This is a genomic window from Streptomyces sp. NPDC087901, assembly GCF_044742205.1.
Lineage (GTDB): Bacteria > Actinomycetota > Actinomycetes > Streptomycetales > Streptomycetaceae > Streptomyces.
This window is the reverse complement of record NZ_JBIUUC010000003.1, coordinates 838,246-856,818: the sequence shown is the minus strand read 5'-3', so window position 1 is coordinate 856,818 and position 18,573 is coordinate 838,246. Positions and strand designations below refer to the sequence as shown.

General features: G+C 72.1%; 16 protein-coding genes. 10 read left to right on the top strand and 6 right to left on the bottom strand.

Annotated features, from left to right (window positions below; genetic code table 11):
* Positions 1 to 14: 14 nt before the first annotated feature.
* Genes ACIOEW_RS13590 through ACIOEW_RS13580 form a run of 3 tightly spaced genes read right to left on the bottom strand, consistent with a single transcriptional unit; the run spans position 15 to position 2,151 of the window.
* Positions 15 to 908: a transporter substrate-binding domain-containing protein gene (locus ACIOEW_RS13590; RefSeq protein WP_401963788.1), complete on the bottom strand. Its 894-nt coding sequence runs from the start codon at positions 906 to 908 to the stop codon at positions 15 to 17.
* Between the two features lie 29 nt (positions 909 to 937).
* Entirely contained in the window at positions 938 to 1,717 is a 780-nt protein-coding gene (locus ACIOEW_RS13585; protein ID WP_401963786.1) for a hypothetical protein, read from the bottom strand.
* On the bottom strand, positions 1,714 to 2,151 hold the full coding sequence (locus ACIOEW_RS13580) for a hypothetical protein (RefSeq protein ID WP_401963784.1): 438 nt from the start codon (positions 2,149 to 2,151) through the stop codon (positions 1,714 to 1,716). The genes ACIOEW_RS13585 and ACIOEW_RS13580 overlap by 4 nt, the downstream gene beginning before the upstream one ends.
* 116 nt (positions 2,152 to 2,267) lie before the next feature.
* On the opposite strand from ACIOEW_RS13580, the gene ACIOEW_RS13575 reads away from it, so the two are divergent.
* The 5 genes from ACIOEW_RS13575 (at position 2,268) to ACIOEW_RS13555 (ending at position 6,128) form a co-directional block, all read left to right on the top strand.
* Positions 2,268 to 2,924 (top strand): maleylpyruvate isomerase family mycothiol-dependent enzyme, encoded by a 657-nt coding sequence (locus ACIOEW_RS13575; protein ID WP_401963782.1) that lies wholly within the window; start codon positions 2,268 to 2,270, stop codon positions 2,922 to 2,924.
* A 140-nt stretch (positions 2,925 to 3,064) separates the two neighbouring features.
* Positions 3,065 to 3,814 (top strand): LamB/YcsF family protein, encoded by a 750-nt coding sequence (locus ACIOEW_RS13570; protein ID WP_401963902.1) that lies wholly within the window; start codon positions 3,065 to 3,067, stop codon positions 3,812 to 3,814.
* Positions 3,815 to 3,846: 32 nt separating this feature from the next.
* Positions 3,847 to 4,467: an allophanate hydrolase subunit 1 gene (locus tag ACIOEW_RS13565; protein ID WP_401963900.1), complete on the top strand. Its 621-nt coding sequence runs from the start codon at positions 3,847 to 3,849 to the stop codon at positions 4,465 to 4,467.
* On the top strand, positions 4,464 to 5,330 hold the full coding sequence (locus ACIOEW_RS13560) for a biotin-dependent carboxyltransferase family protein (protein WP_401963781.1): 867 nt from the start codon (positions 4,464 to 4,466) through the stop codon (positions 5,328 to 5,330). The genes ACIOEW_RS13565 and ACIOEW_RS13560 overlap by 4 nt, the downstream gene beginning before the upstream one ends.
* 144 nt (positions 5,331 to 5,474) lie before the next feature.
* Positions 5,475 to 6,128 carry a GNAT family N-acetyltransferase gene (locus ACIOEW_RS13555; RefSeq protein ID WP_401963780.1) on the top strand — a complete coding sequence of 218 codons (654 nt, stop codon included), beginning with the start codon at positions 5,475 to 5,477 and terminating at the stop codon, positions 6,126 to 6,128.
* A gap of 204 nt (positions 6,129 to 6,332) precedes the next feature.
* Here ACIOEW_RS13555 and ACIOEW_RS13550 read toward each other — a convergent pair whose 3' ends face one another.
* Positions 6,333 to 8,633 carry a heavy metal translocating P-type ATPase gene (locus ACIOEW_RS13550; RefSeq protein WP_401963779.1) on the bottom strand — a complete coding sequence of 767 codons (2,301 nt, stop codon included), beginning with the start codon at positions 8,631 to 8,633 and terminating at the stop codon, positions 6,333 to 6,335.
* A gap of 249 nt (positions 8,634 to 8,882) precedes the next feature.
* On the opposite strand from ACIOEW_RS13550, the gene ACIOEW_RS13545 reads away from it, so the two are divergent.
* Positions 8,883 to 9,572, top strand: a complete 690-nt coding sequence (locus ACIOEW_RS13545) for a copper homeostasis protein CutC (protein WP_362543723.1) — start codon at positions 8,883 to 8,885, stop codon at positions 9,570 to 9,572.
* Positions 9,573 to 9,961: 389 nt separating this feature from the next.
* Entirely contained in the window at positions 9,962 to 12,553 is a 2,592-nt protein-coding gene (locus ACIOEW_RS13540; RefSeq protein WP_401963778.1) for a glycoside hydrolase family 9 protein, read from the top strand.
* 46 nt (positions 12,554 to 12,599) lie between these two features.
* Here the strand turns inward: ACIOEW_RS13540 and ACIOEW_RS13535 are convergent, their stop codons facing one another.
* The gene (locus ACIOEW_RS13535) at positions 12,600 to 14,678 is read right to left on the bottom strand and encodes a HelD family protein (protein ID WP_401963777.1); all 2,079 of its coding nucleotides are present in this window, start codon (positions 14,676 to 14,678) and stop codon (positions 12,600 to 12,602) included.
* 360 nt (positions 14,679 to 15,038) lie between these two features.
* Between ACIOEW_RS13535 and ACIOEW_RS13530 the strand changes: the two genes are divergently transcribed.
* On the top strand, positions 15,039 to 15,227 hold the full coding sequence (locus tag ACIOEW_RS13530) for a hypothetical protein (RefSeq protein ID WP_362543732.1): 189 nt from the start codon (positions 15,039 to 15,041) through the stop codon (positions 15,225 to 15,227).
* A gap of 24 nt (positions 15,228 to 15,251) precedes the next feature.
* Here ACIOEW_RS13530 and ACIOEW_RS13525 read toward each other — a convergent pair whose 3' ends face one another.
* Positions 15,252 to 16,895 carry a DNA repair helicase XPB gene (locus ACIOEW_RS13525; RefSeq protein WP_401963776.1) on the bottom strand — a complete coding sequence of 548 codons (1,644 nt, stop codon included), beginning with the start codon at positions 16,893 to 16,895 and terminating at the stop codon, positions 15,252 to 15,254.
* A gap of 349 nt (positions 16,896 to 17,244) precedes the next feature.
* Here ACIOEW_RS13525 and ACIOEW_RS13520 point away from each other — a divergent pair, with 349 nt between their 5' ends.
* Both ACIOEW_RS13520 and ACIOEW_RS13515 read left to right on the top strand, forming a co-directional pair.
* Positions 17,245 to 17,667, top strand: coding sequence for a hypothetical protein (locus ACIOEW_RS13520; RefSeq protein WP_362543738.1), 423 nt, complete (start codon positions 17,245 to 17,247; stop codon positions 17,665 to 17,667).
* A gap of 4 nt (positions 17,668 to 17,671) precedes the next feature.
* Complete coding sequence (locus ACIOEW_RS13515; protein ID WP_362543741.1) at positions 17,672 to 18,571, top strand: hypothetical protein; 900 nt, start codon at positions 17,672 to 17,674, stop codon at positions 18,569 to 18,571.
* Positions 18,572 to 18,573 lie beyond the last annotated feature (2 nt).

Here is an 18,573-nt window from a genome sequence, read left to right as displayed (position 1 = left end):
AGTGCCGGTGCCGGTCAGTCGGCAGTGCCGGCGCCCGGCTCGTCCACGCAGGACAGGGCCGAGATCTCGGACTCGGTGGGTTTGGCCTCGTCCCGAACGGCCTTGGGGACGGCGGGGAGGCTGTTCTGGAAATCGCGCTCCCACGAGGTCGCCTGGCGCACGTACTCCGTGAGCTTGTCGCGGAGCCGGACACAGTCCTTGCGGTGCCCCTTGGCCATGGCGATGCCGTAGTCGTTGGGCTCCCCGAACTTGATGCCGGGCACGACCTTGAGCGACGGGTTGGCCTGCATGAACCCGTAGAGGATCAGCTGATCCGTGGAGACCGCGTCGACCTCCTTCTCCTTGAGCGCGTTCACGCAGTAGTTGGCGTCGTCCTCCGTGCGCTTGACGATCTTGTCGTACGCCGCCTTGCTGAGCTCGTTGGCGGACGTCGTGCCCTCCCAGACACAGACCACTTTGCCGTCGAGATCGCCCAGGTTCCGGATGCTCCGGTCGTTCGCACGGACGAGGAAGCCCTGGTGGGTGGAGGCGTACGGGCCGACGAAGTCGAGGTCGTCGCCGCCCTTGCTCCTGGGCGCCATCCGGGTCGGGGTGATCGAGAACGTCGCGGCCACCAGCTGTACGTCCCCGTCGTGCAGCAGACGGGCCCGGTTCTTGGACAGCACACCGCTGAACCGCGGGGTGTCGTAGCCGAGCATGTTCATGAGCGTTCCGACGACGGCGATGTCGAAGCCGTTGTACTCGCCGTCGTGCGGGGAGAAGCTCGTGCCGGGCTGGTCGCTCTTGGCTCCCACCTCCGTGTGGTCCCCCAGGATCGACGGGGGGTCGGAACTGCATCCGGTCACGGTCACGTACAGGAGGGCCGCTGCGGTGAGGGCCGCCCAGCGGCGCTGAGCTGCTCCTGCCATCTCATACCTCGCTCCGTGTGAGTGGTCTGTCAGTCGTTGTGCAGGACGCCCTGTCGGTCCACCAGCCGAAGGGTGCAGCCCTCGGCGGTCCGCACCCGTAGCTCGAAGGTCACACCGGCCCGGTCCGCGAGATCGCCGAGGGCGAAGTCGGTGGTGGACCGGGCGGGCAGTTCGGACCGGCGCGGGGTGACGCTGTCGGTGACCGCGGTGAGCAGGACCCTCGTCTTGTGGGAGCAGGCCGGTGCGTCCGGGTCGTCCTCTCCGATCTCCAGGGTGAGACGCAGCCGGTCGCGTCGGTCGGCGCGGTCCGGCTGGGCCATCGTCAGGGTGAGCACGCTGTCCGGGGCACCGGTCAGCGGCTGCGCCCCGCGCACCCGGAGCGTCGCCCCCACCTCGCCGGTCCGCACGACGTCCTGGAACGCCCACCAGCTGATCAGGGCACAGACGAGTGAGGCGACGAGGAGCAGGTCGGGAAGCCGGAGTCCCGAGCCGTCCTTGGCGCCCTGCCCCTGCGGCCCGGGCGTCCCGCCGCGGTCGGGCCGGCGCAGGCTGATGTGGACGACGGAGGCCAGGAAGGCGAGCAGCAGGAAGGCGAAGAAGGCGACGTACTGGCTGCGCGAGCCGCCGGGCCAGTTCCAGATGGCGTAGCCGGCGAGGGCGACGGCCAGGACGAGGAACAGCCAGCCCGTAACGAAGGAGGCGCGCTGGATGAAGATCTGGAGAAGGGTGTCGGCCCTGCCGACCACGGTGTTGTTGGCACCGAACGACTGGTTGGAGACCTCTCCCCTGCCGCCTGGGTCCTGGCTCACGGCCGGTCGTCTCTCGGGTGCTGGTTGAAGGTGCCGACGCTCCCGATCACGGTGTTGTGATCACCCCGGGAGGTGACCGAGACCGACGGGGCGGGTGCGGGCTCCGGGGTGCGCAGCAGGTCCACGAGATCGTGACGGCCGGGTGGGCCGTTCAGCCACGTGGCCAGCGCCGCCGCGAGCCGCGCCCGATCCGTGTCGGTCAGTCGGCTCAGCAGACGGTCCAGTTCGGCAGCGTCCGGTGCGGTGAGACCGGCCGCGTCGTCCGTTTCCTGTCCGTCCCCGCCGACGAGGCTCCGGAAGGCGCCCTCGCCCGCGTCCACGCTCCGGTCGGCGATTCGTTGTACGGCGCTGTCCATCACTCCGTCGACCATGCGGCCGAGGAAGAAGGAGAAGTGGGGGGCAAGTTGGCCGGCAAGGTCGAACAACGGGGACACGGTGGCTCCATGAGTCGTCAGAGATCCGCCAACACTCTTGATGCCGAGGGTAGTTGAACGAACGCGAATAGTGCAGGGCTTCGAACGGCGGCGGCGGATGATGATTAGCTGGGGCCATGGCTGACGAACGCGATCCCGAGCTGCCCGGTCTCCTCCTGCGCACCGGTCGGGACGCACTGCTCCCGCTGCTGCGGTCCGCCGCGGACGGCGACTTCGAACTGCGTACCGCGTGTCCCGGCTGGACGGTGCGGGACGTGCTCGCGCACTGCGGGTCCGTGCTGAGCCGGGTGGTGGAGAGCCGGTTCGGGCCGGATGTGTTCAGTCCCGAGTGCAACGACCGGGACATCGCCGAGCGCGCGGACTGGACGCACACCCAGGTGGTGGACGAGCTGGAGCGGGGGATGACCGACGCCGGTCCGGTCATCGCCGCGGCGGGCGGGGTGCTGGACGCGGTGGCGCTGGGGGAGTGGGTGCACGTGGGGGACGTGTGCGCGGCGTGGGGGCTGCCCGACGCGTACGGGGGCCCCGGGCTGCCGCACGCCCTGGGCCTCCTCGTCCCGCGCGCCCTGCGCCGTAAGGTGCCGCGGCTCGTCGCGGAGCTCACGGACAGCGGGCAGAAGGTGGTCATCGGCGCCGAGCAGGAGGGCCGGGCCCCCGGACGGTACCGGGGTGACGGGGCGACCCTGATCCGGCTGTGTTCGGGCCGGCCGCTGGTGGGGACACGGTACGAGCTGGAGGGCGTCCGGGAGCACGAGCTCGGGCTCTTCGACTGAGAGGCCGTCCGGGACGCCGGGACGCCGGGACGCCGGGGCCCGCCGGCCGGGACGGGCGCTACGGTGCGCCCGTGACGAATATGACGAACCTGCCCGGCAGGACGGACGGGCCGGACCCGCTGGGCGGGCCGGTCGTGGTGATGGACCTCAACGCGGACTTGGGCGAGGGCTTCGGACGCTGGACGCTCACCGACGACGAGGCGCTCCTCGCCTGTGTGACCAGCGCCAATGTGGCGTGCGGCTTCCACGCGGGGGACGCCTCGGTGATGCGGCGGGTCTGTGACTCGGCGGCCGCCCGGGGCGTACGGATCGGCGCGCAGGTCTCGTACAGGGACCTGGCGGGCTTCGGACGCCGCGCCATGGATGTGCCGGCCGCCGAGCTGGCCGCCGAAGTCGCCTACCAGATCGGTGCGTTGCGGGTGTTCGCGGAGGCTGCCGGATCCCGGGTCTCGTACGTCAAACCGCACGGCGCCCTCTACAACCGCACCGTCCGGGACGACGAGCAGGCCGCCGCCGTGATCGAGGGCGTCCGGCTGGCGGGCGGGGACCTGGCCGTCCTCGGGCTGCCCGGCTCCCGGCTCCTCGTACGGGCCGCTCAGGCCGGTCTGACCGCCGTCGAGGAGGCATTCGCCGACCGCGCGTACACCCCGCAGGGCACGCTCGTGCCGCGCGGGGAGCCGGGCGCGGTGGTGCACGAAGCGGACGAGGTCGTACGCCGCAGCGTGGGCTTCGCGGTGGACCGGTGCGTGACCGGGGCCGACGGCGGCCGGATACCCGTCGCCGCCCGCTCCCTGTGCGTCCACGGCGACACCCCGGGCGCCGCCGCGCTCGCCCGACGGGTCCGGACCGCGCTGGAAGAGGCGGGCGTCGCGGTGCGGGCGTTCGCGTGAGCGCGGCGCGCCGCACCGGCCCGCCGCTCGTCGTGCTGCCCGCCGGGCCACGGGCGCTGCTGGTCGAGCTGGACGGCCGTGCGGACACGGAGGCGTTCCACGCGGAGGTGCTGCGGCGCCGCGCGGCGGGCGGACTTCCGGATGTGCGCGACATCGTGCCCGGCGAGCGGACGGTGCTGCTCGACGGCATCGCGCGGGGCGCGGCCGCGCTCGCCCGAGAGCTGCGGACCTGGCACATACCGCCGCCGCTCCGCGATACGGCTGCGGCGGTGGAGATCCCCGTCGTCTACGACGGACCGGATCTGGCCGACGTGGCCGAGGCATGGGGAGTGGCCGTCGCCGAAGTGCCCCGCATGCACGCCGGAACCGAATTCCGGGTCGCCTTCTGCGGGTTCGCCCCCGGCTTCGGCTATCTGACCGGACTGCCGGACCACCTTCACCTGCCGCGCAGGGCGACGCCGCGCACCCGGGTCCCGGCGGGTGCGGTCGCGCTGGCCGGCCCGTACACCGGGGTGTACCCGCGTCCGTCCCCCGGCGGCTGGCAGCTCATCGGCCGGATGCCGGATCCCGGCCCGCTGTGGGACCCGCACCGCGAACCGGCCGCGCTGCTGGAACCGGGCGCGCGGGTGCGGTTCATGGAGGCGGCGCGGTGACGGGGGCCGTCGAGGTCGTGCGCGCCGGGGCCCTGACCACGGTGCAGGACGAGGGCCGCGCCGGACTCGCGCACCTGGGGGTCGGACGGGCGGGCGCCCTCGACGCGCCCGCCGCCGCGCTCGCCAACCGGCTGGCCGGCAACGCCGTGACGGCGGCGGTGCTGGAGACGACCGCCACCGGTTGCGCCGTCCGCCCGGACCGCGCGGTGCGTGTGGTCGTCGGCGGTGCGCCGTGCCGGGTGACGGTGGACGGGCGGCCGGTGGCGTGGGGCGCCCCGGTGTACGTGCCGGCGGGTGCGGTGCTGGACGTGGGGCCCGCGGTGCGCGGGCTGCGCAGCTACGTGGCGTTCGCGGGCGGTGTGGCGCCGGAGCCGGTGCTCGGCAGCAGATCCTCAGACCTGCTCTCCGGGCTGGGCCCTGCGCCCCTGCGCGACGGGGACGTGCTGCCGCTGGGGCCGCCCCCGCCGGCCGGTGCACCGCCCGTCGACGCGGTGCCGTGGCCGGGCGCACCCGCCGTGCTCGTGCTCCCGGTGCACTTCGGCCCCCGCCACACGTGGTTCACGCCCGCCGCTCTCCGCACGCTCACCACCGCGGCGTACCGCGTCGCGGCGCAGAGCAACCGCATCGGGCTGCGCACCGAGGGCCCGTCGCTGGAGCGTTCCCGTACGGGTGAACTTCCCAGCGAGGGAATGGTGCTCGGCGCCGTCCAGGTGCCACCGGACGGCCGCCCCGTGGTGTTCCTCAACGACCATCCGACGACGGGCGGTTACCCGGTGGTGGGCGTCGTCCCCGAACCGGCGCTGGCGGGGGCGGCCCAGGCGGGCGCGGGGACGGTGGTGCGGTTCGTGCCCGCCGGGAGGTGAGCCCCGGGTGCGGTGATATTCGCACGACACGGCCGGGTGTCTCTGGAACGCTCGGCACGCGGGTGCGCGCCCGCGTACGAAGCGTACGAAGCGTACGAAGCGTACGAAGCGTACGAAGCGTCCGAACGACTGGATGGGTGAGCGATGGCTTTCGCGTTGGAAGGGCCGGTTCTGGAGGGTGTGCGCGTGCGCCTGGAGCCGCTGGAGCACCGTCATGCCGGTGGGTTGCTCAGGGCAGCCGAGGAGGACCGGAGCTCGTACCGGTTCACGTGGGTGCCCGGCCCCGGTGAGGTCGACGGGTACATCGACGCCCAGCTCGCCCGCGCGGCCACCGGAATGCTGTGCCCGTACGTCCAGGTGGACCGGGCGTCCGGCCGTGTGGTCGGGGCCACGGCCTACTGGGAGCCGCGGCACTGGCTGGACGAGAACACGCTGAGCGCGATCGAGGTCGGCTTCACCTGGCTCGCCGCCTCCGCCCAGGGCTCGGGGATCAACGCCGAGGCCAAGTACCTGCTGTTCCGGCACGCGTTCGAGGTGTGGGGGGTGGCACGCGTCGACCTGAAGACGGATGCCCGCAACAGCCGCTCCCGGGCCGCGATCGAAGCGGCGGGCGCGAGCTTCGAGGGCGTGTTGCGGAACTGGTCCCGGTCGTGGGCCCCGGGCGAGGACGGGCGCCTGCGGGACTCCGCGATCTTCTCGATCACGGCGGACGAGTGGCCGGCCCGCAGGGCGCGGCTCGAAGAGCGCATCGCACGCGGCAGCGGGCGGCCGGAGGCCCGGCTTCCCGTCGGAAGCTGAGTCCGGCCGCCCGCGGGGAGGGCCCCGATCTGATCCACCGGTCAAGGCGCAGGGCCTGACCTTGCCTGACCTGTGGAGCGCGGGGCCCTTGGCCCGATTCACCGGTCAGGGCGGGGGCCCTTGGCCTGATCCACCGCTCAAGGCGGGGGCTCTCGGCCTGACTCACCGGTGGCGGGGCGCCTGGCCCGATCCCCCGGGCAGGCCTCACGCCTGCGCCCGGAACCCCCGCAGCCGCAGCGAGTTGCCGACCACGAACACCGACGAGAACGCCATCGCCGCGCCCGCGATCATCGGGTTCAGCAGGCCCATCGCCGCCAGCGGCAGCGCCGCCACGTTGTAGGCGAAGGCCCAGAACAGGTTCGTACGGATGGTGCCGAGCGTCCTGCGCGACAGCCGGATCGCGTCCGCCGCGGCCCGCAGGTCCCCGCGTACCAGGGTCAGGTCGCCGGCCTCGATCGCCGCGTCCGTGCCCGTGCCCATCGCGAGGCCCAGGTCGGCCTGGGCGAGTGCGGCCGCGTCGTTCACGCCGTCTCCGACCATCGCGACCGAACGGCCCTCGCCCTGAAGGCGCTTGACGACGTCGACCTTGTCCTGCGGCATGACCTCCGCGTACACCTCGTCGATGCCGACCTCCGTCGCGACCGCCTCCGCCACGGCCCGGTTGTCGCCGGTCAGCAGGATCGGCTTCAGGCCGAGTGCGCGCAGCCGAAGGATCGCCTCCGCGCTGGTGTCCTTCACCGCGTCGGCCACCTCCAGGACCGCTCGCGCCTCGCCGTCCCAGGCGACGGCGATCGCCGTGCGGCCGGCGGCCTCCGCCTCGGCCTTGCGGCGGGCCAGCTCCACGGGCAGGCGGATCTCCCACTCGCCCAGCAGCGCCTCGCGGCCCACGAGGACCGCGTGGCCTTCGACGACGCCTTGGACGCCGAGCCCGGGGATGTTGGCGAAGTCGTCGGGGGTGGGGAGGGATGCTCCGGTGCGTTCGGTGGCTCCGGTGGCGACGGCTTGGGCGATGGGGTGTTCGGAGGCGTGTTCCAGGGCTCCGGCCAGGCGCAGGACGTCGGTCTCGGTGACTCCGTCGGCGGTGTGGACGGTCTGGAGGGTCATTTTGCCGGTGGTGACGGTGCCGGTCTTGTCGAGGACGATGGTGTCGACGCGGCGGGTGGTCTCCAGGACTTCGGGGCCCTTGATCAGGATGCCGAGCTGGGCGCCGCGTCCGGTGCCGACCATGAGGGCGGTCGGGGTGGCGAGGCCCAGGGCGCACGGGCAGGCGATGATCAGTACGGCGACGGCGGCCGTGAACGCGGCCGTCAGACCCTCGCCGCTGCCCAGCCAGAAGCCGAGCGTGCCGAGCGCGAGTGCGATCACGACGGGGACGAACACCGCGGAGATCCGGTCGGCCAGCCGCTGCGCCGCCGCCTTTCCGTTCTGCGCGTCCTCGACCAGCTTCGCCATCCGGGCCAGCTGGGTGTCGGCGCCGATCCGGGTGGCCTCGACGACGAGCCGGCCGCCCGCGTTCAGCGTCGCGCCGGTCACCGCGTCACCGACCGTGACCTCGACGGGGACGGACTCACCGGTGAGCATCGACGCGTCCACCGCCGAACTGCCCTCGACCACCGTGCCGTCGGTTGCGATCTTCTCGCCCGGACGGACCAGGAACCGGTCCCCGACCCGGAGATCCTCCGTCCCCACGGTCACCTCGCGGCCGTCGCGCAGGACGGTGACCTCCTTCGCGCCGAGCTCCAGCAGCGCCTTCAGCGCGGCGCCCGCCTTCCGCTTGGAGCGGGCCTCGAAGTAGCGCCCGGCCAGGATGAACGCGGTGACTCCCGCGGCCGCCTCCAGGTAGATGTTCCCGGAGCCGTCGCTGCGTCCGATGGTCAGCTCGAAGGGGTGCGTCATGCCGGTCATCCCGGCGGTGCCGAAGAACAGGGCCCACAACGACCACAGGAACGCGGCCGAGGTGCCGACCGAGATCAGCGTGTCCATGGTGGCCGCGCCGTGCCGGGCGTTGGTCCACGCGGCGCGGTGGAAGGGCCAGGCGGCGTACGTGACGACGGGGGCGGTGAGGGTGAGGGAGAGCCACTGCCAGTTGTCGAACTGGAGCGCCGGGATCATCGCCATCGCGATGACCGGCACCGCTAGCAGGACCGCGGTGATCAGCCGTTGCCGCAGCGGGCGGAGCTCGTCCGCCTCCGCCGCCCCGGCCGGCGCGTCGCCGGTACGTACCGGGGGAGCGGGCTCCTGTGCGGTGTAGCCGGTCTTCTCGACCGTGGCGATCAGGTCCTGCACGGAGACGTCCTCGCCCCGGTAGCTGACCCTGGCCTTCTCGGTGGCGTAGTTGACGGTGGCCTCGACCCCGTCCATCCGGTTCAGCTTCTTCTCGATCCGGGCCGCGCACGAGGCACACGTCATGCCGCCGATCGCGAGCTCGACCTCTGCGGCGATGCCGGTACCGGTGGGGCCACTGGGGTCAGCGGTGCCGGTGGTGGCTGCGGTCTGCGCGGACACGGGGCCTCCTCATTCGATGGTCGCTATACCCCTAGGGGGTATGTACTGCTGATTCAGGTATACCCCCTGCCCCTATGTGAACGCAAGGGTGATCCATCGCGGAAGCGCGGACCGCGCGCCTCCGGTCGCCTGTCCCGTGTCCCACCTCGCGTATCTTCACGTTCACGGTGAGCTGCGCCCCGGCCCTACCGCCCCGTAGGCTGCCCATTGGACTAGACCTATAGATGCTTCCTGGAGGATTGGGTTCCCATGAGCAACCGTGCAGTCCTGGAGGTGATCGCTCTCGACGCGGAGGACGCGGTCGCTGCCCAGGCGGGTGGTGCGGACCGGCTTGAGCTGGTCACCGACATGGCGGCGGACGGTCTCACCCCGTCGTGCGCGACGTTCGCAGCGATCCGCGCCGCGGTGGACATTCCGCTACGGGTGATGCTCAGGGTGGCGGACGGCTTCGCCGCCGGCGACGTCGGCGTACTCGTACGCAAGGCGCGTGAACTGCGGGCGGAGGGTGCGGACGAGTTCGTGCTCGGCTTCCTGGACGAGGACGGTCACCCCGACCTGGTCGCGGTCGAGCGGATCGTCGCCGAGCTGGACGGCTGCAAGTGGACGTTCCACCGTGCGATCGACCGCGCCGCCGACCGGGACGCGCTGCGCAAGGCCCTCGCCGACCTGCCGGGCCTGGACACGTACCTCACCGCGGGTTCGCCCGCCGGGGTGGACGACGGCATCCCCACGCTGATCGTCGAGGCGGCGCGCAAGGGCGAGCCGGGGTACGAGCCGCAGATTCTCGTCGGCGGCGGCCTGCGGCTGGAGCACCTTCCCGAGCTGCTGGGCGCGGGCATCGACGCCGTCCACATCGGCGGAGCCGCCCGGCCGGGCGGCTGGTCCGGGCCGGTGGACGCGGCGGCGGTCAGGGAGTGGCGGACGATTCTCGACGCGTAGCGGTCTGTCCGGTCCAGGCGGCCGCGCGCAGGCGCGAGCGGGCGGGGGCGGGATCGCCGGGACGGCGGGGGCGGGATTGCAAGGACGGGCGGGGGCGGGTTGCCGGGACACGGCAACCCGCCCCCGCCCCGTCTGTGCGAGGGCGGTCCTTCAGGCTCGTGCTGTCGCGACCCTGGCGCAACAAACACCACCGGCTTCACAATGGCGGCACGGCGGTGTGGGAACGCTCCCACGGTGCCTCCCCGGCTGTGTTCCATGCCTATGGGAGCGTTCCCACCGCTCATTCGCCGCGCATCGGACCGTCACCCGCCCCCTACGAAAGGCCCCCGGTGAACGCCTCTCCGCCCCCGCCCCCCACCGGTCGCACCCGCGCCCGGCGCGGGCGTCGTGTGCTCGGGACATTAGCCCTCACCGCATTGTTCGGCGGTGCTCTCACCGCCCCCGGCGCCGCCGCCGAGGACCCGGACCCGGCCCCGGAGCAGATCACCAACGGTGACTTCGCCGCCGGCACCGCGCCCTGGTGGTGGACCGCCAACACCGCCGCGGCCGTCACGGACGGCCGGCTCTGCACCGACGTACCGGCCGGAACGGCCAACCCGTGGGACGTGATCGTCGGCCAGAACGACATCCCGCTCGTCGCGGGGGAGACGTACAGCCTCACCTACACCGCCACGTCCACCACCCCGCTGTCCATCCACACCAACGTGCAGATGGCCACCGATCCGTGGACCACGGACCTGTCCGCGACCGACCCGATCGGCACGGAGGCGCCCCCCGTCACCCACGTCTTCACCGCCACCGCCGACCGCGACGCCGCCCAACTCGCCTTCCAGATAGGCGGCAGCGACGAGGCGGCCACCTTCTGTCTCGACGACGTGTCCCTGCGCGGCGGCGCCGAGCCGCCCGTGTACGTGCCCGACACCGGCTCGACCGTCCGCGTGAACCAGGTGGGATACCTCCCGCACGGCCCCAAGAGCGGCACCCTGGTCACCGAGGCGACCGAGCCGCTGCCCTGGACCCTCAGGGCCGCCGACGGATCGGCCGCCGCCACCGGCACCACCCTCCCGGGCGGCGTGGACCCGACCTCACGCCAGAACGTCCACACCTTCGACTTCGGCGACGTCACGACCGCCGGCGACGGCTACACCGTCGAGGCGGACGGGCAGGTCAGCGAACCGTTCTCGATCCGGTCCGATCTGTACGACACCCTGCGCAGCGACTCGCTCGCGTACTTCTACCAGAACCGAAGCGGCATCGAGATCGACGCCGACCTGGTCGGCGAGGAGTACGCCCGCCCGGCAGGACACCTCGGCGTCGCCCCCAACAAGGGCGACACGGACGTGCCCTGCCAGCCGGGAGTCTGCGACTACCGGCTCGATGTGCGGGGCGGCTGGTACGACGCCGGCGACCAGGGCAAGTACGTCGTCAACGGCGGCATCGCGGTCGCCGAACTGATGGACACCTACGAGCGGACCCTGACGGCCGACGGAGCGGAGTCCGCCGAACTCGGCGACGGCGCGCTGCGGGTGCCCGAGCACGGCAACGACGTGCCGGACATCCTCGACGAGGCACGCTGGGAGCTCGACTTCATGATGCGCATGCAGGTCCCGGCCGGGCAGCCGCTCGCCGGAATGGTCCACCACAAGATGCACGACGCCCAGTGGACCGGCCTGCCGATGATGCCCCATCTCGACCCCCAGCAGCGTGAGTTGCACCCGCCGTCCACCGCCGCGACGCTCAACCTCGCCGCCGCGGCCGCCCAGTGCGCCCGGCTCTTCGCCCCGTACGACGCGGACTTCGCCGACCGGTGCCGTACGGCCGCCGAGACGGCGTGGACCGCGGCGAAGGCCCACCCGGACGTGCTCGCAGACCCCGCCGACGGGACCGGCGGCGGAACGTACAGCGACAACGACGTCTCCGACGAGTTCTACTGGGCCGCCGCCGAACTCTTCACCACCACCGGCGCCGACACCTACCGCCAGGCGCTCCTCGGCTCGCCCCTGCACGGCGACACCGACGCGGTCTTCCCGGCCGACGGCGGCATGTGGTGGGGCGGGACGGCAGGACTCGGCGTCCTCACCCTGGCCACCGTGCCCAACGACCTCACCGCCGGCCAGCTCGCACAGGTCCGCTCCGTGGTCACCACGGCCGCCGACCGCTACGCCGCCCAGACCGAGGACCAGCTGTACGGCGTCCCGTACGCCCCGGCCGGGCAGAACTACGTCTGGGGCTCCAACAGCCAGGTGCTCAACAACATGATCGTGCTGGCCACCGCGGCCGACCTCACCGGGAAGGCCGGCTACCGCGACGCCGTACTGCGCGGCGCCGACTACCTCTTCGGACGCAACCCGCTGAACCAGTCGTACGTCACCGGGTACGGCGAGCGCAGCTCCGAGAACCAGCACCACCGGGTCTGGGCGCACCAGAGCGACCCCGCCCTGCCCCACCCGCCCGCCGGCTCCCTCGCGGGAGGGCCGAACCTCACCGCCCCCACCTCCGGGGATCCGGAGGCCGCGGCCAGGCTCGACGGCTGCGCGGCGGCGATGTGTTACCTCGACGACAACGGCTCGTACGCCACCAACGAGGTCGCCATCAACTGGAACGCGCCACTGGCCTTCGTCGCCTCCTACCTGGACGACGCCGGTGACGGGGCGGGCCCGGCCCGCTCCTGCACCGTGACCTACTCCTCGCACCCGTGGAACACCGGCTCGACCACCACGGTCACGGTGAAGAACACCGGAACCGAGGCGCTCACCCCGTGGTCCCTGACCTGGCTGCTCCCCGGTGACCAGAAGCTCAGCCACACCTGGAGCGCCGAACTCGCCCAGTACGGGCGTACGGTCACCGCCGCACCGCTGTCCTGGAACCGGACCCTCGCACCGGGCGCGGCGATCGACTTCGGGTTCAACAGCAGCGTCTCGGGCGCGGCCGCCGACCCCGGAACGGTCAAACTGAACGGGAGGGCCTGCACGACGGGCTGACCGGACACGGGGGTGGGGCGGCATCACACCGCCCCACCCCCCCGTTCTAGCCCAACTCCGCAGGCAGCTGCGCCGCGTGAAGGACGATCAGCCCCGATACCGCACGGGTCAGCGCGACGTACAGCCGGCGCAGCCCCGTCCGCTCGTCGGGCTCGCCGTCGACCACGGCGGCCGGTTCGTCCAGCACCACGTAGTCGTACTCCAGGCCCTTGGCCAGCGATGCCGGGACCAGGGTCAGCCGGGACTCGGCGGTCGTCTCCTCACCAGGGGAGAGCCAGGTGTGCCCCGCCGCCGTCAGCGCGGCCGCCAACGCCGGGATACGCGCGTCGGCGGCGATCAGACCGGTCGAACCCTCCTGCTCCAGCGACTCCTCGCACGCCGCGACCACCGCCGCGTCCAGCCCGCCGGTGTCCGCGGCCCCCACCTCCCGGACCGACAGCGAACCGGGCGACTCACGCACGGATTCCACCGCGGTCAGACCGGGTGAGATCACCGGCAGCAGCCGCGAGGCGTACGCGATCACCTCGCGCGGCACACGGAAGCCCGCAGTCAGCTCCTCCACCACCGCGTCCGACTTCCCCAGATGGTGCAGCGCCTGCTCCCAGCTCTGCGTCGACCACGGCGTCGTGCCCTGCGCCAGATCGCCGAGCACGGTGGCCGATCCGGTCGAGCAGCGCCGGCCCACCGCCCGGTACTGCATGGGGGACAGGTCCTGGGCCTCGTCGATCACGACATGGCCCAGCGAGTGCGTACGCGCCACCAGATCATTCGCCTCGTCGATCAGCACCGCGTCAGCCGCCGACCACTTCGCGGACTTCACACTGCGAACGGGCTTCGTCCAGACGATCGCCTTCTGCTCGTCCTCGCTGAGCAGCCCGTCCGCGTGCGCGGCCAGGAACTCCGGGTCCGACAGCAGCCGCAGCACCAGCTTCGACGGCTCGACCGCGGGCCAGATGGCCTTCACGGCCGCCTTCACCGCCGGGGTACGCGCCACCGCGTTCTGCACCCGGTCGTCGGGCGCCTCGCCGGCCTCCTCCATCCGCACCAGCACGGCGTGCGCGATGCGTTGCGGAAGGGCCTCGTGCGCGGCCCCGTACCGCATGTCGCGGGCCAGCAGCTCCTTGACCATCTCCTCGATCTCGTACGCGGGCACCCGCCAGCGCCGAGAGCCGCGCACCACCATGACGGGCTCGGCCGGCATCGTCACATGCGAACGGATCGCCCGCCGCAGCACCTCCGCCATCCGGGCGTCGCCCTTCACGACGGCGGCCCGCGCCTCGTCCGTGCCCCGGACCTCCACCTGCGCCGTCACCAGGTCGTCGACGGTCGCCTGCTTCACCTGCAGCTCGCCGAGGGCCGGCAGCACCTGCTCGATGTAGTGCAGGAACGACTTGTTCGGCCCGATGACGAGCGTCCCGGTGCGGGCGAGCCGCTCGCGGTGCGCGTACAGGAGATACGCGACGCGGTGCAGGCCGACAGCGGTCTTCCCGGTGCCGGGCCCGCCCTGCACACACACGGTGCCGCCGAGCTCGCTGCGGACGATCTCGTCCTGCTCCGGCTGGATCGTCGCGACGATGTCACGCATCGGACCGACACGGGGCCGCTCGATCTCCGCCTGGAGGAGCTTGCTGGTCTGCGCCGCCTCGGAAGGGTCGGTGAGGTGCTCGTCCTCGTACGCGGTCAGCTCACCGCCCGTGTAACCGAAGCGGCGCCGCTGACCGACGTCCAGGGGGTTGTTGCGCGAGGCCCGGTAGAACGGCTGGGAGACCGGCGCACGCCAGTCGATGACCATCGGATCGCCGTCGGCGTCATGGACGTGACGGCGCCCGATGTAGAACTGCTCGCCCTCCGCGCCCTCGGCCTGCGCCGCACCGACGACATGGAGGTAGTCCAGCCGTCCGAAGAAGAGCGGGGTGTGGGCGAGATCGGCGAGCGACTTGATGCGGTCGGCGATCTGGGCCTGCAGCACTGCGGCGTTCACCCAGTTCGCCGTGACATCGCGGATGTCCAGGGCCTGGGCGTCCTCGCGCATGGCGCGCAGCGCGGCACGCGAGGCGGTGAGATGGGCACGCTCATGGGCGAGGGGGTCGGTGGTGGTGTCGCTTTCGTGTTCGTGCGCGGGCACGGTGTTGCCTCCGGCATTCAACGCAGGACGGCGGACCGCACCCCGCCCCCGGTCACTGCGCGGGGGCGATGCGGTCCGCTCGGGGATCGATCACTGGCTGTCGGCCGGTTTCCGTCCGGTCGGCGGCGCTCCCCCGGCTGCCGGTGCACGTCCTTGCGGACGGCCGGTACCACGGTGCGGGAGGCGGGCAGACCGGCGATTGTATCGACGGTCCGGGCCGGGCGCGAACGAATACCGGGGCATGAGTGCGGGGTCCACCCCGTAGGGGACGGCATGCGACCACAGGGGTAGATGCGCGCCCGCGGGCTTCCACCTGCGGACCGACGCACCGACGGGTCCGCACGGAGCACCATGGAAGACATGAGCACCGTCAGCCTGAACCCCCGAAGGACCGGCCCCGCGCACGGCGCGACCGCGGCCACCGGTCACCCCCACCACCACCGCACCGGAGAGGCACTGCGTGCCGTCAAGGTCTTCCTGCGGGCCGCGTTCGGTGTCGTCGTCCTCGGCGAGTACGTGGAGGAGGCGGGCGTCCGCCGCTCGCACTGAGCGCGACGCCCGCCCCACCCCCGGTCAGTTGTCCGACAGCAGCTCGTCCGCGTCCACGATCCGGTACGCGTAGCCCTGCTCGGCCAGGAAACGCTGGCGGTGCGCCGCGAAGTCCTGGTCGATCGTGTCGCGGGCGACCACCGAGTAGAACCGGGCCTCGTGCCCGTCCGCCTTCGGCCGCAGCACCCGGCCCAGCCGCTGGGCCTCCTCCTGACGCGAGCCGAACGTGCCCGACACCTGAATGGCGACGGTGGCCTCGGGCAGGTCGATCGAGAAGTTCGCCACCTTCGACACGACCAGCACGCTGATCTCGCCCTCCCGGAAGGCACCGAACAGCTTCTCGCGCTGGGCGTTGCTCGTCTCGCCCTTGATCACCGGGGCGTCCAGATGTTCGCCCAGCTCGTCGAGCTGGTCGATGTACTGCCCGATGACCAGCGTCTGCTCGCCCTGGTGCTTGCGCACCAGCGCCTCGGTGACCTTCCGCTTCGTCGCCGTCGTGGCGCAGAACCGGTACTTCTCCTCGGGCTCGGCGGTCGCGTACGCGAGCCGCTCGGAGTCCGTCAGGTTGACCCGCACCTCGACGCAGTCGGCGGGCGCGATGTAGCCCTGCGCCTCGATCTCCTTCCACGGGGCGTCGAACCGCTTCGGCCCGATCAGCGAGAAGACGTCCGACTCACGCCCGTCCTCCCGCACCAGCGTCGCGGTGAGGCCGAGCCGGCGGCGGGCCTGGAGATCGGCGGTGAACTTGAAGACGGGCGCGGGCAGCAGATGCACCTCGTCGTAGATCACCAGCCCCCAGTCGCGGGAATCGAACAGTTCCAGGTGCGCGTAGACGCCCTTACGGCGGGTCGTCAGCACCTGGTACGTGGCGATGGTGACCGGCCGGATCTCCTTGCGAGTACCGCTGTACTCGCCGATCTCCTCCTCGGTCAGCGAGGTCCGCTTCACCAGCTCGTGCTTCCACTGGCGGGCCGAGACGGTGTTCGTGACCAGGATCAGCGTGGTCGCCTTGGCCTGCGCCATCGCGCCGGCCCCGACCAGCGTCTTGCCCGCGCCACAGGGCAGCACGACGACCCCGGACCCACCGTGCCAGAACCCCTCGACGGCCTGCTGCTGGTAGGGCCGCAGCGCCCAGCCGCTCTCGTCCAGCTCGATCGGGTGCGCCTCGCCGTCCACGTACCCGGCCAGGTCCTCGGCGGGCCAGCCCAGCTTCAGCAGCGTCTGCTTGACCTGCCCGCGCTCGGACGGGTGCACGGCCACGGTGTCCGGGTCGATCCGGGCCCCGACCAGCGGCTGGACCTTCTTCGACCGGAGGATCTCCTCCAGGACCGGCCGGTCCGTGGAGGTCAGCACCAGCCCGTGCACCGGGTGCTTGGAGAGGGTGAGCCGACCGTACCGGTCCATCGTCTCGGCGATGTCGACGAGCAGCGCGTGCGGTACGGGGTAACGCGAGTACTTCACGAGCGCATCGACGACCTGCTCGGCGTCGTGCCCCGCGGCGCGGGCGTTCCACAGCCCGAGCGGGGTCAGCCGGTAGGTGTGGATGTGCTCGGGCGCACGCTCCAGCTCCGCGAAGGGGGCGATCACACGACGGCAGGCGTCGGCCTGCTCGTGGTCGACCTCGAGGAGCAGGGTTTTGTCGCTCTGGACGATGAGGGGTCCGGTCACGCGCTTCGGCCCTTTCTACGGCGGGGTGGCCGTGTACCGGCCAAACGTCCAGTGTGCCGTATGTGGGGGCGGGGGTGTTTCTGTGTGCCCTTTCCTTGGTGCGGGGTTCCGTCCTCAAGCGCCGGACGGGCTTGGGTGCGGGTGCCCCGTGGGGTGCGCGGTGTGCCGGTGGGTGGGGACCCGCCCCCCACCCACCGGACGCGGCGCACCCCACGGGGGAACCCGCACCGACTCCGGCCCGTTCCCTCCCTGCGCACATGCTCTGGAACTCCTCAAATCGCGGGACGCCCTCCCGCTGCGGGCGGTATACACGTTTCCCCGGGAGTCGAGTGAACACAGGGGTGAGGCAGTGGAATTGGATCTGGCGGCACTGGCGGGTCAGGCCGCGTCGACGGTGGTCAACGGCATGGCGACGTCGGGGTGGGAGCGGGCGCAGCAGGCGATGGGCGAGCTGTGGCGCCGGGTGCACCCCGAGCGGGCCGAGACGGTGGTTGCCGAGCTGGGCGAGGCGCGCGCCGAGGTGCTCGCGGCGCGGCGGGACGGGGACGCCGAGGCCGAACGGGAACTCGTCCTCGAATGGCAGCGCCGGCTGCGCCGGCTTCTCGTCGCCAACCCGGAGATGGTGGCCGAACTGCAGCGGATGATCGACGGTCTGCAGCCTGCCGGACGTGAGGACGCCCTTCGGGCCAACAGGGTCACCATGACGGCAACGGCTTCGGGGAATTCCCACATCACCATGTCCGGGCGGGACATCAACATCACCAAGGGGTGATCGTTTGAGCTACTCCGGAGGGGACCCGGACGATTTCGACGGCGATTTCGGCGGCGACGGCGGGCCTCGGATCAACGCGCGGGCGGAGGGCCGGTCCCGGATCACGGTCGCCGGCCGCGACATCACCAGCACCTACTTCGTCAGTGCCTCGTCGGCGGCGCTCGCCGCCCTCGTGGGCCTCGTCCTTCTTCTCGGCGTGTGGCAGCCGTGGCAGGAGGCGGCGTCGGTCGGCGATGGGAAGCCCTCGAACGGTTCGACGTTCTCCGCGACGCCCACGCCGTACCGGGAGCCGCCGTCGGGCGGCGGGACCGACAGGGAGCCCCAGGAGCAGGAAACGTCCGCATCCCCCACCCCCAGCGAAAGCCCCACCCCGACCCCGACCCCGACCCCCACGCCGACCCCCGATCCGCCGGACCCGGTCGACGTGGCGTTCGCATCAGCTCCGGTCGGCACCTGCCTCAACGTGTTCGACGACGGCTGGGGGCGTCTGAACCACGATCAGCCGACCGCGGTCGACTGCGGTGCGAACTTCGCCTTTTCGAAGGTGACCATGGTGACGACGTCCACGGCCGGCTGTCCTCGAGGGGGAGGCCAGCAGGGCTGGGGTCACGTCAACGACGACGGGTCCTCCATCGCGTTGTGCCTGGACCGTGTGTTCGTCGTGGGGCAGTGCTTCCCCGCGACACTGACCAGACAGGCCGACGGATCCTTCCGGGGCACCGGGCAGCTGTTCACCGTCTGGGGCTGTGACCAGACGAAGGTGCCGCGCGGCCAGAACGCGATCATGGCGATCACGGCGGTGGTGAGCGGGGGCAGCTGCCCTCAGCGGAGCGACCGCCAGACGCTCTCCTGGCAGATCTTCAACGGCGCGCGCAACGTCTGCGCCGTGCAGACGAAGAGCTGAGG